Raw genomic sequence first — 15,590 nt, forward strand, 5'->3', positions numbered from 1 at the left:
AGGATTTCTTGACGCGCGCAATCTCGATGACCTTCAGCTGCGCCGAGATCATGTCGATCAGCTCGCTGACATCTTCGCCCACCACCCGCAGGTCGCCCCCGCAATCCGGACAATTGTCGCCGGGATCAAGCTCGCGGCGTTCGCGCGGCGTGTCCTTCGACACCTTCGGGCGGCGGCGCCTCGGGTCCCGCGCCTCGACCGGTTCCGGGGCCTGGTTTTCCGTCTCCGGTTCATCGTCGTCGTCCTGCGACTGGTCCTCCGCCTCGGCGAGCGCCACCTGCAGGCCCTCCAGCGCCAATTCCAGTTGTTCGATCTCGCGTTCAATCTTTTCCGAGCTGGATCCGAATTTCTGCTTCTGCAATTTGGCGATCCGGACACGCAGCGCCTGAACCAGCAGATCATGGGCCCGCAAACTGGCGGACATCTTCTGGTTTTCCGCCTGCAATGCGGCGATCATCGCCTTCAGGACGGCAGGATCATTGGAGAGAGACGTGGCTTCGTCGGACATGGCGGTGGATACCATGACCGCAGATCAGGTGCCATAAAAACAAACGATTCCAGAGAGATAATTCAACCCGTCCGGGCTGGCGGCGCCCCCCAATCCGGCCGGCGCCAGTCGATTCCTTCCCAGAGCATGGCCAGTTGAGCGGCGGTCAGACGTGCGCTGCCATCCGTCGCTGCGGGCCATGGGAAACGCCCCTTCTCGAGGACTTTGTAATACAGGCAAAATCCCTGGCCATCCCAATACAAAAGTTTCACCCTGTCGCCGCGGCGCCCCCGAAATGCGAACACGGCACCGTTCGAGGGTCTCTGCCGCAGGACGTCCTGGGCGATGGCGGACAGGCCCATAATGCCCTTGCGCATATCCGTGTGACCGCAAGCCAGGTAAACCCGAACGCCGGTGCCGGGGCCGATCATGCCGCCTCAACCGCTTGGATCAAACGGGTCAGCACCGCCGCGTCCACATGGGCATCGACCCGTAGGCTGCGGCCCTCGCGCAGAACCACTTCGATCAGCACCGAGCTCGCGTCAGTGACGCATGTTTCCGGCGGGCCGGGCGGCAGTGCAATATCGACCGGCAAAAACAGCGCCGTGTCGTCAGGCGTCAGAAGCCCCTTCTTCCTCAGCTCGTATCGCCAAGCATAAATCTGCTGCCGCCTGATCTCGTGCCGATGCGCGACTTGCGATACCGTCGCGCCATTCACCCCGACCGAAAGCACAATCGACAACTTCTCCTCGTCGCTCCATCGGCGCCGACGCTCCACGCCCAGAATTTCGCCCCGCATCCCTGCCTCCCTGTAGGAGACGTCTGTAATGACGTCACTATGGACGTCTCTTATCAATCAACGGGACATACGAGCAGGCGGTTCAAATCGGGCGGTTACTGAAATCAAGAGATTGAGTTGCAACCGCTGTTCTGCGATGTGCTCGTCGTCCACTACGACCAAATCAGCGGAACGCGGGGCCGCTGGCAATTAGCTGCTGCGCTTGAGGAGCCGATTGCCTCGCTGGCCAAGTCGCCATTATCGAAGTGACCGAGAAGTTACGGGGTCCCCTTCCCCGCGCGCGGGAATTCGAGGATCGAGCCCTTGGTCAAACGGTTTTGGCAACCATCGATCGTCTGCTCCTTGTGCGCTACGGCCCGTAGCCACGATATCATGCAACAGACATCCACAACCTACCTCTCAGGCATTAGCACCGATGAAGGCCAAGCGAATATCCGAGGCCAGGACCCAAATCGCCGTCAGCAGGCGCCGGATAGCGTAGATCCAGTTATTGAGGGTATTCATCATCAGATCTCAGGCATCGAAAAGGGCAGGGGCCGCGGAGGCGCGCAACTGCTAGGTTGGCTGCAGCGCAACGCTCTGTATGTTCTTCGCTAGCCGCCTTGGCGCTACTAGCAGCGATGGTCACCAGCTGAGGTTTCACCATGGTGATCGGGATGCCCTCGTCATCAGATCTTCGCCGCGACGAAGGCGAAAGCCACTTTCACGATCTCAAATACCGCCATACCTCAACCCCCTAACTTTTCTTTCTCAGACACCGTTTGTGTGCCGAGAGCCTACTTAACAGCTGTTAAGTTATGCCATGCCAGCCGCACGCGATCGGAGTTTAACAGCTGTTAAGCCGCGTTCCGCCGGCCAATCAATGCCATGACCATTGGGCCACAGGAAAACTCGCCTGCCGCAGCTTTGGTAGTCAGAGCTCGCAAGTATCCACCAGGCGATCTTATGTCGGCGAAGCGTTCCAGCATCGCAGCAACGACGATCGACGCTTGCTCCGGACCCATGAACCGCTGTGCTTCTTCCCATGCAGACGCACTGATCCCCATGGCTGGCCGCACATGGCACGCCGCATCGAAAAGCTGATGCCAATGCCGGATCTCACCTTGGTAGAAGGTCTTCAGCGAGGGACATGCCGCTATCACTAGGTGGAGCGGGATCTTTGGCAGATGTCTTGTGTCCTGTTCATCAGCGTCAGCCATCGGCTCATTCGTATCCACATCTGGCACACCCGCCGCCCCGCTTTTTTCTAAAGCAGGTTCAAAATCTATAGATTCTTTATTTGAATTATGATGGTGACGCTCAGATTGGGCATCATCGGTGTTCATTTCTTCTGTTTCAGGGCCATCGATGATGTTGCGTGCCTGGTCAAGGAGAGCTTCAAGATCGGCCCGATAGGCCGCGAGGTCCTCAATTGAAAGCTTGCGGCGAAGCGCGCGGGCTATAAGGGCAGCCTTGTCGCGAAGCTGATCCCATAAGCCTAGGCCTGGCTGCACCTCGTCTCCGAACTCGGCAAGGGCCGCGAGATCGCGTCGCATGAGGCTTACGACCTCTCTCAGGCGCCTGACGCGCTCCTCAGCCTCACGTACGGCCTCTGCGGCCCGTGCTATCTCCTCAGACTGGCAGTAGAGCGGGGAAAGATCGAAGCCAAAGGCGACGCGGTCTTCGCCGTGCTTGCGGACGTAGCGCTTCCCATTGGGGCTATCGCGCCGCTGGAGCAAGCCAGCCTCGACGAGACGCGCGAGGTGACGACGCATCGTTGAGCACGGCATGCCATTCAGGCGCTCGCAGATTGCCTTGTTCGAGGGGAAGACGACCATCTCGGCGTTCCCGCCAAGCGCATCGTCCGGAAAGAAGCTGAGGAGCCCCTGCAAAACAGTCAGATCACGTTCCGAGACCCTAAAGACCGCTTGCGCCTTGGAGAGCTCGCGCAGGAGTTCCCACTTGTTAACGGGTCTGGCCGGAACAGATGCCTCGGGTCGCTCGATGACGCGCAAATGAGCGTGCGAAATCGGCCGCATAAACGGCGAAATTGGTGTGTACTCCATGAAAATGTTCACGAAGACAAAAATTTTAGGGCCCGCGAATCGCTTTGCGCTTGCGGGGTAGGGGCCAGAACGCTACATTCAGAAGTGCGAAAACTGAGATTTTGTAGCGGGCTGATCCCGGTGCGAAACCTTACAAAGGTCTCGTGAAGCTAGCTTCTCGGGGCCTTTTTCTTTTTGCCTGTGTCGTGCCTCCTTCTTGTTGGTTGCTCTTCCTCAGTCTCCTGAACGCTTCCAGCGCTCATGAAGCTCGGTAATCAGCTTTGGGGCGTTGCCCTCCAACCAGCTGATAAAATCAGGTTCATCCGTAGTTAGATCAAGTTTGAGCTGCTTGCCTTGGCGGCCGGTCTTGACCGTCGCAGCTCCAACACCGGGGATCGCCAAAGCAGGCACACCCTTTCTAGACGGGCTTGCTTTCTTCTCTGCGCTCTTCGCAGCTGCCAGAACTGCGAGAAACGCACGCTCAGAAACCTCATCGACCGAGCCGGAACTTTCGGACTTGGCTGCATGAGCTATGGCTAGCAGCTGGTCCCGATCACCGTCGTAGGCACCCAAAGCCTTTTTGAGCTCTTCCCATCTCGGGCGACCAATCCCAGGAGCTGCACCAATTGCCTGGATGAGATCCTCGCCGACCGTCCGAACGACACTCAAGAGCTGTGAAACCCCAGCTTCGTGCAGGTTAAGGACTTCGGCGACACCTCGATTGGTGCGCTCAGCCCCTTCCAAATGATCACCGTCCAGAAGTGCCGTCGCAACGAGCGCACGCTCAATAAAGCTCAGATCACGACGCTCTTGGTTCTCGAGAAGCTGATCTCGAAGCGCTTGATCACCCTCAACCTCTGTGACGATGGCTCGAACTTTGATACCGAGTTCGCGACATGCTTCTAAGCGTCTGCGGCCATAGATCAGGTTGTAGCGATCGCCTTCCAGTGGGCGGACCAAGACAGGCACACGCTGACCGTTCTTGGAAATAGAGTTCTTCAGGCCCTCAACTTCAATCTGAAGCCTGTCATCCAACCGTCCTTCGGTAACAATCTGCGCCGGATCGATCTCAAAAACACCGCCACGCAGTCGGCGCCCTTCAAGAGCGTCAGGAGCGTTGCGAAGGGTCTGCAGAGGCAGGCCAAGTTTAGGCTTTCTTGCCATTCCGCCCCCATGTGTTCTGGATGATTTCAGCGATCTCATCGTTCACTGCGTTCATAGATTCGATCGCACGATCAAACGTCTGACGCGTGAAGTCCCTCTTGTCAGCTTCGTAGAGCGTTTGCTTGGTCAAGCCGGCATCAGAAATTGCGGTCGATTCAACCATGTGATTGGTCAGGACCGACCTCCCAAACAGCCCGCGAATGAAGGCGATGACTTCGGTTTGTGGCGCGTCGCCGACTTTGTATCGCGTTGGCAAGAAGCGCAGCCAATCGAAGCGCAAATTTGCGCCTGCATCCCTGATTACTCCCAGGAGATCCGCCGTCATTCGCAGGAATTGGGACATCGACATAAGGTCAAGCATCTGCGGGTGAACCGTCACGAGGACGCCCGAGGACGCGGAAAGTGCTGACATCGTCAAGAAACCAAGCTGCGGCGGGCAGTCGATCACAACAACGTCGTAGTTCGCTTCAACACTATCGAGTGCGTCATGAACTCTCGCGAAGAACGCCTTCGCTCCGCCTCGCTGGATAGCAGCAGGCGTCTCGTGCTCGAACTCCATGAGTTCAAGGTTGCCTGGGATGAGATCAAGGCCGCGAATGTAAGTCTTGCGGATCACTTCGGAGATCGGAACCGGATCCTCGTAGCGAACGGCATCATAGAGGGTTCCGCCCTCCATGAGGTCGAGTTCTGGCTGGATTCCGTGAAGAGCCGAAAGAGATGCTTGGGGGTCGAGATCGATCGCAAGAACTCTGTACCCCTTGAGCGCCAAGCGCTGAGCGAGGTGAGCAGACGTCGTCGTTTTGCCGCTTCCGCCCTTGAAGTTCACCACTGAAATGACTTGAAGCTCGTCACCGTCGCGACGCCCAGGCACGTAAGTTCCAGACTTTTTTGCGTTTCCTTCAAGCGTCTGCCGGATTTCCCAGATATCGTCGAGCGTATAGCGGCGATGACTTCCCGCCGTCGTCTCGACGTCAACGATCTTTCCTTCTCGATGAAGCTTCCGAAGATAGGTATGGTCGACGCCAAGGAGCTCAGCAGCTTCGCCGCTGGTCAAAGTACGCATCACCTTCTTTGCATCCGGTGGGAAGTGCGCAGCGCGCTGAGCATGCAGGTTCGACGCGAGAAGTTCCGCGTATTGCCCGATGGCGATATCTAGATCCTGTTCTGCTTCGCTCATGTCTGCCCTGATCCGTGGGCGCGTTTTTTATGTGACCGCGCGTTATTTTTCGAGACTATTGCCCGACCAGCCAGATTCGTGCAAGCACTTTCTAGATTTAGTGGCAATCCGTTAGGCCAACACAAGTGTCGTGTTCACAGGAGCCCCAACTTTTCCGCACGCTCAAGCAGCATTTTGACCGAAGACGGCTGCCAGCTAGTGCGGCCGCGAGGGGTGCGCTCACGCATCGATTCTAGCCGGTCGCAGATCGCCTGCAGCGTGATTTCGGGGTCCGCGCCTTTGATCGCTGCGACGATGGCCGGCAGGCGGTCATCGGTTTCGCGGCGTCCGGCGCGGCCAAGCACCTCGGCAGGAAGGAAACCGTCGCGCACATATGCCTTCACAGCGCGGAGCAGTCGGCTTTGTGTCCAATGGCGATCTGGGGGCAGGGGGCCATTGATGATCCGCAGCAGGTCTTCCCAGGCCATATCCGGCCGCAAGCGGCGCACATGGGGCACCCAATCCTGCGCGGTCTCGTTGAGGCGCTCCATGTAGCCGTCCTGTCGCGCCAGCCGCACCTTGCGCAGCGCGGCGGGGTCTTTGGCGCGCAGTCCAGGATTGCCACCAACGCGCCCTCTGGCGCGCGCAGAGGCAAGCCCGGCCTTTGTGCGCTCACGTATCAGCGCGCGCTCGAACTCGGCCGCGGCGCCTAGAACCTGCAATGTGAACTTGCCCTGCGGGGAAGCGGTGTCGATGGGGTCCTGCAGGGAGCGGAAGAAAGCTCCCTTGGCCTCCAGACGTTCGATCACCTCCAGCAAGTGCGACAGAGACCGCGCAAGCCTGTCGATCCGCACAACGACCAGCGTATCGCCGCTCTTGTCGCGTTTAATTCCCGATTTCAATTGAAGCAGAAAGCTGAAACTGAAGCGCTGGAATTTCATCTTAGCGCTTCACCAACGCGTCAAGATTCCTGAGCTTCACAGCCCTGCGGCTTTGGTCAGGTTCACCCTGAACCTGTCGCGCCTGCGCTGGTAACGCCGGGTCATCTCGGCCGACGCATGTCCCAGGTGCTTTTGAACATAGCGCTCATCAACCTCTGCCGACGAGGCGAGCCCGGCGCGCAAGGAATGTCCAGAGAACATTGCCAGCCTTTTGGCTTCCGGCAGATCGGATCTGACGCCGCTCTTCAGAACGGTTGCCTTGATCAGCCGAGCGACGTGCTTGTCGGAGAGGCGGGCCTCGAGGGCACGTTTGCCGTCCCGCGAGGTGCGCACGAAGACCGGCCCAAAGTCGATCTTCGCAAAGTGTAGCCATTGCTCAAGTGCGTGGACAGGACAGGTCTGGTCGCTTGAGCCGCGCCCAACCTCGACCTCGCGCCACCCGGTCTTGGCGTTCAGTGTCAGCAGAGCGCCATCTTCGAAAATCTCGATCCAACCGCCGGAGCCCGGTGTATCATCCTTGTGCACGTCAAGGCTCACGATCTCGGAGCGACGGAGACCTCCAGCATAGCCCAGAAGTAAGATCGCCCGGTCTCGAAGCCCGCGGAGATCATAGGGAAGGGTGCCCACCATGGCCTGGATGTCCTCGGGCAGGATCGCTTCCTTCTGAACCGGCGGACGCGCGTGTTTGCGCCTAATCCCGGCCAGAACGGTGGCGACATGGCGGTCCTTGCGATCAAGAGTGAACCCTCGCTGCCTGTAATTCCAAGCGATGCCGGAGAGGCGCCGCTCAATGGTGGAGACCGAGAGAGCAGGGGCCTTCCCGGTCGCGGCGGCCAGATCAGCCAGATAAAGTCCAACCATCTCCGGCGAGGGGGGCAGAGGCTCCGTGCCTTTCAACCGGCACCAGCGGGTGAAGTGTTTCCAGTCGGCGGCGTAGGCCTTGTTCGTGTTCCCAGCCGTCGAGGCCTCGGCATAGTCCCGGGCGGTATCGATCAGCCGGTCGAGCGCGCCGGAGCCGGCCACATGGGCGGGCAGAGCGATTGAGGCTCCGTCCCGAGAGGTTCTCTCGTCGCGCTCGTCACTGTTCGGCGCGGTATGGGGTGCTGAGCTCGAAATCTCTGCGTCAGACGCGTCAGAATCCTCGATTTTGGTGCCGCTATTCGTGATACTGCTCATGTTTCCGAGCATATCATTTTTCCGTCCGATAATGAAAAAGGTTTGTGGCCGCTGGATGCGCGTTATCCAGCGGCGATAAATCTGCCTTGGACGAAAGCGCGGGCAGAATTTGGGCCTATGGGAATTGCTCTGAACGACTGAGCTCGGTGGCTGTCTGTGTTGCAGATTTTGGGGTGGGGTGGATGCCGAGTTCGACAAGAAACACCTGTCGTTCTTGCAAAACGAGGGCCTTTGCGCGCGCGGTTCCTGAGCATTTGTCGTGCTTTCGAATTTGAGCCACACGGACCCGTGCGGTGCCGGGGCGCCGCAGGTCAAGACAAAGGTTCTGCCCTTGTTTCATGCGGCGGTTCTCCAAGGTGGCGAGCGAGATTTCGGGGTCTTGCCGCGCTCGAATGCATCGATGACGACCATGCTGCCGCCGCATTCCGGGCACGTCAGACTCGAGGACTGTTCGTCCGGAGGGCCGGTCTTGTCGTCTGATGCTTCCTGGTCGTCTTGCGCCTCTGCGGCCAACAGTAATCTGATGGTTTCAAGCCTTGCGCGGCGGATGCCGTTGGCAAGGAAACCGGTATGGCGGATCCGGTGAAACCCCGGAGGCAGAACGTGGGTCAGGAACCGGCGAATGAACTCCCCCGTTTCGAGACGCATGACCTTCTGGCGATTGCGGTTTCTAATCCTGTAGTCCTTCCATCGGAACGCAACCGTCTCGGCATCGGCGCTGACGAGGCGCGAATTCGGAATCGCCACCCTGTGCGTGTACCGGCTGAGATAGGCGAGAACTGCCCCGGGTCCTCCGAAGGGCGGTTTGGCGTATACCACCCATGCGGTCTTTCTGAGCGGTGCGAGGTGGGTCTTGAAGATGTCCGGGCTCGTCAGATGCGCCAATTGCCCGGAGAAGGCCAGATTTCCGGACCGATGAAGAGCCATCAGTCCTTCCAGGAACAAACGCCGGAACAGACGGGACACGACCCTCACGGGCAGGAAGAACCCCGGACGGCAAGCAATCCAGTGCTTGCCGCAGGGCGACAAGCCGCCGCCAGGCACGATGATGTGCACATGCGGGTGATGCGTCAGCGCCGATCCCCAGGAGTGCAGCACACTCGTCATTCCAATCGTCGCGCCCAGATGCTTGGGATCGGCGGCAATCGTCAGAAGCGTTCTTGAAGACGCCTTGAACAGAAGATCGTAGACAGCCGCCTTGTTCTGCAAGGCGATCTTGGCGATCGTTGCGGGCAGGGTGAAGACAACGTGGAAATATTCCACTGGCAAGAGGTCGGAGACCCGGGCCTGCATCCAGTGGTGGGCGGTGGCCCCCTGGCATTTCGGGCAATGCCGGTTGCGGCATGAATTGTAGGAGACGTGCTGGTGTCCGCATTTGGTGCAAGCCGCGACGTGTCCGCCCAGAACAGCCGTCCGGCAGGTTTCAATTGCCGACATGACCTTGAGTTGCGCCTGGCTCAGGTGACCAGCATTGGCACGACGCCAGGCAGGTCCGTGGGCTCGGAAGATGTCCGCGACTTCGAGTGCTGGTCGGGACATTGGGGACCCGCCGTCAGCCGCTTCCGCCTTTCTCGAGGTTCAGCAGATCCAGAGGGCTCGTCACGTCCCGGATCATCTTGATTGCAACCTTTGTGTAGACGGTCGTGGTCTCCAGCGTCGTGTGACCAAGCAGCACCTGGATCACTCGGATGTCTGTTCCGTTTTCCAGCAGGTGCGTGGCGAAACAGTGCCTCAACGTGTGGGGCGAGACGTTTTTCTTGATATCTGCAAAGTCGCACGCGGCGTGGAACGCGCGGCTCAGCTGGCGGTTTGAAATCGGGTTGGCCGGGTCGCGGCCGGGGAATAGCCAGCCCGCAGGACGCGTTTCCCGATAGTAGGCGCGCAAAAGCTCGAGAAGGGTGGGCGACAACATCACCTGCCGATCCTTGCGGCCCTTGCCTTGCTCGACGCGGATCAGCATGCGATCGCTGTCGATATCGGACACTTTCAGATGCGTGACTTCATTCGCCCGCAATCCGCAACCATACGCGACACTGAGAGCGGCCCCATACTTCAAGCCCGGACCCGGCGCCGCGGCCAGAATTCGCGCGACTTCTGCGGCGCTCAGTACGACCGGGATCTGCTTGGCGATCCGCTGGTAACGAAGGTAACGTTTCATTTCGGACCGGTCGCAGGTCACCGAAAAGAAAAAGCTGAGCGCAGTCAGCCGGTGGTTGAAGGTCGGCGCGCCGGTGCCCTTGTTCGTCATATCGAGCTGAAACGCGCGCAAGTCCTCGGGCGTGGCCAAATCGGGCGACCGCCCCAGAAATCTGGCAAACTCGCGCACTGACCGCAAATACATCTTCTGGGTGATTGGCCGCAGGCCCTTGATGCGCATGTCGTCTAAAAACCGTTGCCGTAGGGCTGGAACATGTTCGCTGGACAAAGGAACCTCCTGTCGTTCGATTGAGAAGGTCCCAATCAAACGACGGTCACACCTATCCGCAAAGACCACAGTCGACCCGGCGTAGTTCGGCGGTAACGAGCGCCAATACCGCGTGAGCGGTTTCGTCCAAGGCAAGCTTATTGGACATAAACGGATACGGCAAAGCGGGGCGGTTTTCCCAGTATGTGGTAGAACAAAGCGCCGCCATCGGATAGTGTTGTGGCATGGCATATGCTCGAGCGACCTTCATTGACGACCCTGATACCCTACCTCGGATGCCGCCCTGGGTCACTTCCGCACGCCCCGAAACCCATGAAGATATGGCGTTTTTGTCGGGCGCGGCGCTGGCGCATCTGCATCTGGTGGTCGGGCGCGATGACGTTCCCCAAGCCTTGTTGCGGGAAAGTTTGGCGCTGCGCGCGGCGGAGGCTTGTGTGGTACATTCGGGGCGGCCGGAAAGGGCGGCAGACTTGCGGGACGCGTTGGCGTTTCTGCAGCCGGGTGACAGCCCGGGGCCAGCGGGCGAGAGTTATCTTTCTTGGCGGCGCGCGGTGGAACGACCGGTGGCGGCCAAGGCATTGAACCGGGCGCTGCCGACTTTGGAACCGGAACAGATCGCAACCTGGCTCGAAGTAGTGAAGGCGGCTCCGGTGACTCAAGCGGCCACCGTCCTGGAGGCCGTTCTTGGAGATCGACCCCGCGACCTCACCTCCGCACTGATTCTCGCGGATGCAACTTTGGCGCAGGCGCTCGGGTGGAGCCATGTCCTGCCGCTTCTGGCACTCGGCCTCAAGCGCGGTGATCTTCGAAAAACCGGCGAGGAGTTGCGGCTGATCTGTCATCAGGCAATTGGGACGGCAGCAGTTGAGACAACGCACCAGGCCATCGATCTGACACGACGCGCAGCCCGGCTCAAAGAGGCCGCGCCGAAACTGCGAGCCAGGGGTTCTGACAAGGCAGTGGCCGACTTTCTGGCCCGGGATGCCATCGCCCCTACCGCGCTTACCTCACTGCGGTCCGACCGGGCAGCGCGCCGCTTTTGCGACCGGCTGGTGGCGTTAGGGGTCGCCCGAGAGCTCACCGGGCGTGACACGTTCCGCCTTTACGGGGTCTAGGCATGGTCAAAGATCACGCCGAAACCGACCTCGACCGGGAATTGGACGATCTGCCAACCGAATTGCGCTGGCGAGAATGGAGGCGGCGGATTGAAGCCGTTCTCTTCGCCAGCGCATCGCCGGTGCCGCGCGAGGACCTCGCGCGCGTGGTGGGGCAGGGGGCTTCGGTCGATCTGTTGGTCGAAGACCTGGCCGCCGATCTCGAAGGACGATCCTTCGAAGTGGCGCAGGTGGCCGGCGGCTGGATGCTGCGGACGAGACCGGCCTATGCGGCGGCGATCAGGACGGCCGCGGATGTCGGCGATCAGGATCTCGATCTGCGCGAATACGATGTCGCGGTCCTGGCCGCCATCGCCTACCACCAGCCGATCACAAGAGACGGGCTGAAGGACATCTTCGGCAAGGAGATCAGCCGAGATCTGATCGGTCGGCTACATGCCCGTGGCCTGATCGGCACCGGCCCACGGTCGCCGCGGCGCGGGGCACCCTATACCTATGTGACGACGGAGCAGTTCCTGGTCGCGTTCGATCTGGAGTCGCTGCAGGACCTGCCCGATCGGGAGCAGATGGAGGATGCAGGTGTCATCAATTCCCAGGCGTAGTCGTTGCCAATGATGTTCGACGGTTTGAATGAAGGCGGATGATGGCTCGCTGTAAGGCTGTCAAATCAGGATGTCCGGAGCGTTTCTTTGTTCCCGGTGTTATCTGTGACAATATCTCTGCACTCAATGACGCCACCAGGTCGGAATGCTTGGACGCTGCCAGTGCAATGCGGGTCCAGAGCTCAATTGCGGGATGCTCGGAATATTTTTGGAGGGGCATCATTCCTTCGGTCAACTGGCGGAAGAAAAGATATCGGTCGCGAATTGGAAGACGTGAAATCGATTTGGGTTCCCCATCGAACGTGAAGCAAACGGTCCCAAGCATGGCGGGCAGGGAGGTCCTCCCGTGCAGTCCATGTCCCGCAACATGCATTCGAAGCAGATCGTCGAGCAGCCGCTCGAGACGATGCACATTATACTCGGCGGGCAGCGTGGGTTTTCGGAGATCTGCGTCGCACCAGACACAGAAATGTTGCGGCAGAAGCCGGTTTTGTCGAACAGGCGCGATGCCGCCACGGCAGGTAGGGCAGTGGTCGCGCAAGCGGCATCCATGCCGAAAGCAGGAAACGCGCGTTGCCAAAGTCCAGCCGCGTCGGAAGTACGGTGCGAGATCCTCTTTCAGGCACACTGGACAGTATTGCAGGCGATTGAACTGAGCGGTCGATGTGCCAGGATCTCCAGATCCACTGTTGTGCCGCAAACGCAACCGGGCTAGCGGGTCGCGGTTCAAAGCCAAGCCATCAATATCCTCGGTAGGTAACCGCGTTCGCTCGACCAGCAAATTGAGGATTCGCCCGGGAAGGTCTCGGTCAAGCTTCGCAGACCAATCTCCAACTGCGACATCCAGAACCCGCCCAAAATATTGAGGTGGAATTCCATTGGCCATGGCCAGCCGATGCAACCAGCTCGACAGCAGCTCTCCGGGTACCGGTGCAACAACGACGGGCCAGCCTTGCCCCACCTCGTTGCCGTAGTCGCGCGCAGGTGTGACCGTGATCTCGGACGCAGACTGGTTCACATCATTTCGCGGCGCAAAGGCGCATTTCGGCGTTTCGACAGGGGCGTGTAACCAAGCGAGGTAATGGTCGCCTCAGAAATGTGTTCCTCGCCGTTCCTTATCGCCTTGATGGCCGCGCTGCTCACGATATCGACGACCTCTCCGATCAAGCCCTCTGACAATTCATGGATGATCTCAGCCAGTGACGGTCGCGACAGGTTCGAGGCGCGGGCGAGAGGGATGCTGGTTTCAAGACTATCGAGGAGCGTCGCGAAATCCTCGTCATACGCCCATCTGGGAATAGGGATCGTATCGAACCGCGATCCCATTTCCTCGGTGTCGTGTACCGCGTCATAGACCGCAACCTCGCCAACCAGTACGGGCGAAATGTCGTGGACACGTGCGATACGGCGCAGGAACGAAAAGATAGATTTCACGTCCTGTCGGCGCCCTCGAAGGGCGCTGTGAAACTCATCGAAGATGAGCAGGCGGGGTTTCAAGCTGTCCAGCAAATGATCCACCTGCTCGCCCGCGCGCGACAGGCTCCGCCAACCAGATGCCTGAGGCGCGCGCAACCCGGCAAGAATGCTGGCATAGAAGTGAGACAGTCCGGCACCTTCTCGGGTCTGGATCACCCAGATCCTTTGACGTTCTGACTGCCGCAAATGTTCAATCGCAAAGCGTTCGGCGATCATCGTCTTGCCATTGTGATAGGGGCCTGTCAGCAAGAGCCCTCTGGGACGCAAGGTTACTGGCCGATCAAGCAGCAGACTCATGGCGTTATGGGCGCGACTTGCAACCGGATGGCTGATCCAACGGGCCGACCGGATATGGGCGATGCGGCACGCGTCACCAGCATCGAGAAGTGATGCGGCGGAGTCTAGGAGGTGATCAATCATTTCACCAATCCTCAACCGGAAAGACGCGGCGCGGGCGCTCAGGGTCAGGTGTTTCGCGGATTGGTGTCGGGGAAGAAGTGAGGCTCTGGTAGGGTTTCGGCGCATGAGCCGCATGCCTGGCCCGTGCGACTTCCTTCAGCCTTTGCTTCTTCGATGCCGAGGCATCTACCGTCGCCGCGATTTCGCGGCGGATCGCGGTCTTCTCCTCGATCGGGCGTCGGCCGGTTTCGCGCGCTCGGCTTCTCTCGGCCCTGTGCTGCCAGAGGGTGACCGCCTCAAGCAGTCCATCCCGCCGCTCCACAGGGCGCCAGGCTCCTGTATCGGGATCCTTGATGTAGATGTGACTAATGTCCCGAGGATCATAACGAACATCGAGAGCACCCAATCGATCACGGCGGGCGACCAACGGGCCCAACCATGGATCGAAATAGTCGTTGGCAAACAGGCTGACACCTTGAGGTGAAATCCTGCGTGTCTTGTTCGGGAGAAAGCTGAGCAGAACGTCGAAAGGGTTGTCTTCCGGGCCGTCCGGCTGACGGCATTTTCGTTCCCATTCATTGGTCGGGACTGTCAGCTTGCGTTCATTCTGGCTAAGATTGTGATCGATAATCGCCAGCGCGATACAGCGTTCGAGGTCTGCAAAGTTGAGCCTCGCACGGTCTTCGGACAGATACTCACCCCGATCCGCGATGGAACGCCCGGTCTTGCCAGGCAGGGAGCGCAGCACCGTATTCACCTTGCCTAGAAGTCGTTCGACAACCCCGCCACGATGGACGGTCCCCTTGTTCCGGCTTTGAATTGCAATCCCGTACTCGGCACAACCCAGGATGAAACTGGTGCTTCTGAATTCCATGGCGGAATCCACGACGACCATCTTCGGGCGGCCAAACATCGGCCAGGAATGATTGATGTCGCGCGCTGCCAGCCAGTCCTCCTTGCGGCACATCGCCTGCGCCAGACAGAGGGCGACCGACAAGCGTGAGGGCTGCTCAAGGGTCAGGCAGAAGCCGATAATCGCGCTTGTTGCAACATCAGCTGCGATGGTGAGATAGGGGCGTCCAACATAGATGCCCTGACCATCGATGACTTCCACAAACTGGATGTCGGCGGGGGTATGGTCTATCTGGACGACATCGAGTGCGTGGTTGGCCCGGATATAACCTGGGCGGGGTTTCAGGCGCCGTAGGTTTTTTCCTCCTGAATGTCGCCGTCGTGCAATCTCCTCGGGCGTGAACAGTCGTGGGATACGCTTGGAAACGGTGACATAGGCAGGCGGATCAAGACCCTCGCTGTCACAACGGGTGCGGATTTCATCGACAATCGGCGCAAGGTCCGGTTGCTCGGGCTGAAGCCACATCTCCCGAAGGGTTGCCAAAATGATTTCCTCAACAGCCGGGCTGATCCTCGCGCGCCTAGCTCCACCTGTCTTTGGCAACAGCGAAGACACCCGATGTTCGGTACGATATCGGCGCAGGTGGTTGTAGACTTGGCGCGTCGAGAGACGCAATTCGGATGCGGCCCGAGAAACTGCGGTGCGCATAGGCTCTTGCCCGTCCAAAATGCGATCCAGCTCTCGCGCGATACGCGTTGCCTTGGCCCAAGCCTCGTCAGACGCTTCGTTTTCGCGCAGCGTCATGAACCCGCCGCTCCACGGTTTCTAAACCCCATCTTCTGCCCCATGTTCTCGCTTGTTGAAACGCGAGCTAAAAATTGAAATCGAAACGTAAAATACCACGTCGGATTACGCTTCATCCTACTGGAATCCTGTAAGAACTTTTTGATGAAACGGCAAAGCAATTGCGACA

The 15,590-nt window shown here is 59.3% G+C and carries 15 protein-coding genes and 1 pseudogene; 3 read left to right on the plus strand and 13 right to left on the minus strand.

Features of this window, described 5'->3' with window-relative positions; genetic code table 11:
• From BMW90_RS25115 to tnpA, 3 genes are all read right to left on the minus strand, one after another.
• Positions 1–508 (minus strand): IS66 family transposase zinc-finger binding domain-containing protein (locus BMW90_RS25115; protein WP_170850629.1); only part of this gene is annotated, 508 nt, incomplete at its 3' end.
• 62 nt (positions 509–570) lie between these two features.
• Entirely contained in the window at positions 571–918 is a 348-nt protein-coding gene (tnpB, locus tag BMW90_RS25120) for an IS66 family insertion sequence element accessory protein TnpB (protein ID WP_074840414.1), read from the minus strand.
• A complete protein-coding gene (gene tnpA / locus BMW90_RS25125) occupies positions 915–1,286 on the minus strand; it encodes an IS66-like element accessory protein TnpA (RefSeq protein WP_074840416.1) in 372 nt (123 codons plus the stop codon). Before tnpA ends, tnpB begins: the two co-directional genes overlap by 4 nt.
• Before the next feature lie 117 nt (positions 1,287–1,403).
• On the opposite strand from tnpA, the gene BMW90_RS27235 reads away from it, so the two are divergent.
• A complete protein-coding gene (locus BMW90_RS27235; RefSeq protein ID WP_275937339.1) occupies positions 1,404–1,535 on the plus strand; it encodes a hypothetical protein in 132 nt (43 codons plus the stop codon).
• A 587-nt stretch (positions 1,536–2,122) separates the two neighbouring features.
• Here BMW90_RS27235 and repC read toward each other — a convergent pair.
• The 7 genes and pseudogenes from repC to BMW90_RS25160 all read right to left on the minus strand — a co-directional run bounded on the left by repC (position 2,123) and on the right by BMW90_RS25160 (position 10,172).
• The gene (gene repC, locus BMW90_RS25130) at positions 2,123–3,331 is read right to left on the minus strand and encodes a plasmid replication protein RepC (RefSeq protein WP_074840422.1); all 1,209 of its coding nucleotides are present in this window, start codon (positions 3,329–3,331) and stop codon (positions 2,123–2,125) included.
• A 213-nt stretch (positions 3,332–3,544) separates the two neighbouring features.
• Positions 3,545–4,474 carry a plasmid partitioning protein RepB gene (gene repB / locus BMW90_RS25135; RefSeq protein WP_058243483.1) on the minus strand — a complete coding sequence of 310 codons (930 nt, stop codon included), beginning with the start codon at positions 4,472–4,474 and terminating at the stop codon, positions 3,545–3,547.
• On the minus strand, positions 4,458–5,651 hold the full coding sequence (gene repA, locus BMW90_RS25140) for a plasmid partitioning protein RepA (RefSeq protein WP_074840418.1): 1,194 nt from the start codon (positions 5,649–5,651) through the stop codon (positions 4,458–4,460). The genes repB and repA overlap by 17 nt, the downstream gene beginning before the upstream one ends.
• Before the next feature lie 134 nt (positions 5,652–5,785).
• Positions 5,786–6,508: pseudogene (locus tag BMW90_RS25145) on the minus strand (recombinase family protein); the annotation flags it as partial.
• A 99-nt stretch (positions 6,509–6,607) separates the two neighbouring features.
• The gene (locus BMW90_RS25150) at positions 6,608–7,747 is read right to left on the minus strand and encodes a tyrosine-type recombinase/integrase (RefSeq protein WP_054540615.1); all 1,140 of its coding nucleotides are present in this window, start codon (positions 7,745–7,747) and stop codon (positions 6,608–6,610) included.
• 336 nt (positions 7,748–8,083) lie between these two features.
• The gene (locus BMW90_RS25155; protein WP_074837534.1) at positions 8,084–9,286 is read right to left on the minus strand and encodes an IS91 family transposase; all 1,203 of its coding nucleotides are present in this window, start codon (positions 9,284–9,286) and stop codon (positions 8,084–8,086) included.
• A gap of 13 nt (positions 9,287–9,299) precedes the next feature.
• On the minus strand, positions 9,300–10,172 hold the full coding sequence (locus BMW90_RS25160) for a tyrosine-type recombinase/integrase (protein WP_074837535.1): 873 nt from the start codon (positions 10,170–10,172) through the stop codon (positions 9,300–9,302).
• A gap of 224 nt (positions 10,173–10,396) precedes the next feature.
• Here BMW90_RS25160 and BMW90_RS25165 point away from each other — a divergent pair, with 224 nt between their 5' ends.
• Together BMW90_RS25165 and scpB are read left to right on the plus strand one after the other, a co-directional pair.
• On the plus strand, positions 10,397–11,287 hold the full coding sequence (locus BMW90_RS25165; RefSeq protein ID WP_074837536.1) for a DUF1403 family protein: 891 nt from the start codon (positions 10,397–10,399) through the stop codon (positions 11,285–11,287).
• A gap of 2 nt (positions 11,288–11,289) precedes the next feature.
• Positions 11,290–11,889 (plus strand): SMC-Scp complex subunit ScpB, encoded by a 600-nt coding sequence (scpB, locus tag BMW90_RS25170; RefSeq protein WP_074837537.1) that lies wholly within the window; start codon positions 11,290–11,292, stop codon positions 11,887–11,889.
• Here scpB and BMW90_RS25175 read toward each other — a convergent pair.
• The 3 genes from BMW90_RS25175 to BMW90_RS25185 are packed head-to-tail and all read right to left on the minus strand — an operon-like array spanning position 11,873 to position 15,421.
• Positions 11,873–12,907: a TniQ family protein gene (locus BMW90_RS25175; RefSeq protein ID WP_074837538.1), complete on the minus strand. Its 1,035-nt coding sequence runs from the start codon at positions 12,905–12,907 to the stop codon at positions 11,873–11,875. The genes scpB and BMW90_RS25175 overlap by 17 nt on opposite strands.
• Positions 12,904–13,785, minus strand: a complete 882-nt coding sequence (locus BMW90_RS25180; protein ID WP_074837539.1) for a TniB family NTP-binding protein — start codon at positions 13,783–13,785, stop codon at positions 12,904–12,906. The genes BMW90_RS25175 and BMW90_RS25180 overlap by 4 nt, the downstream gene beginning before the upstream one ends.
• Position 13,786: 1 nt before the next feature.
• A complete protein-coding gene (locus tag BMW90_RS25185) occupies positions 13,787–15,421 on the minus strand; it encodes a Mu transposase C-terminal domain-containing protein (RefSeq protein WP_054540545.1) in 1,635 nt (544 codons plus the stop codon).
• Positions 15,422–15,590 lie beyond the last annotated feature (169 nt).

Origin of the sequence: Marinovum algicola, from assembly GCF_900109145.1 — a bacterium.
Taxonomy (GTDB): Bacteria; Pseudomonadota; Alphaproteobacteria; order Rhodobacterales; family Rhodobacteraceae; genus Marinovum; species Marinovum algicola.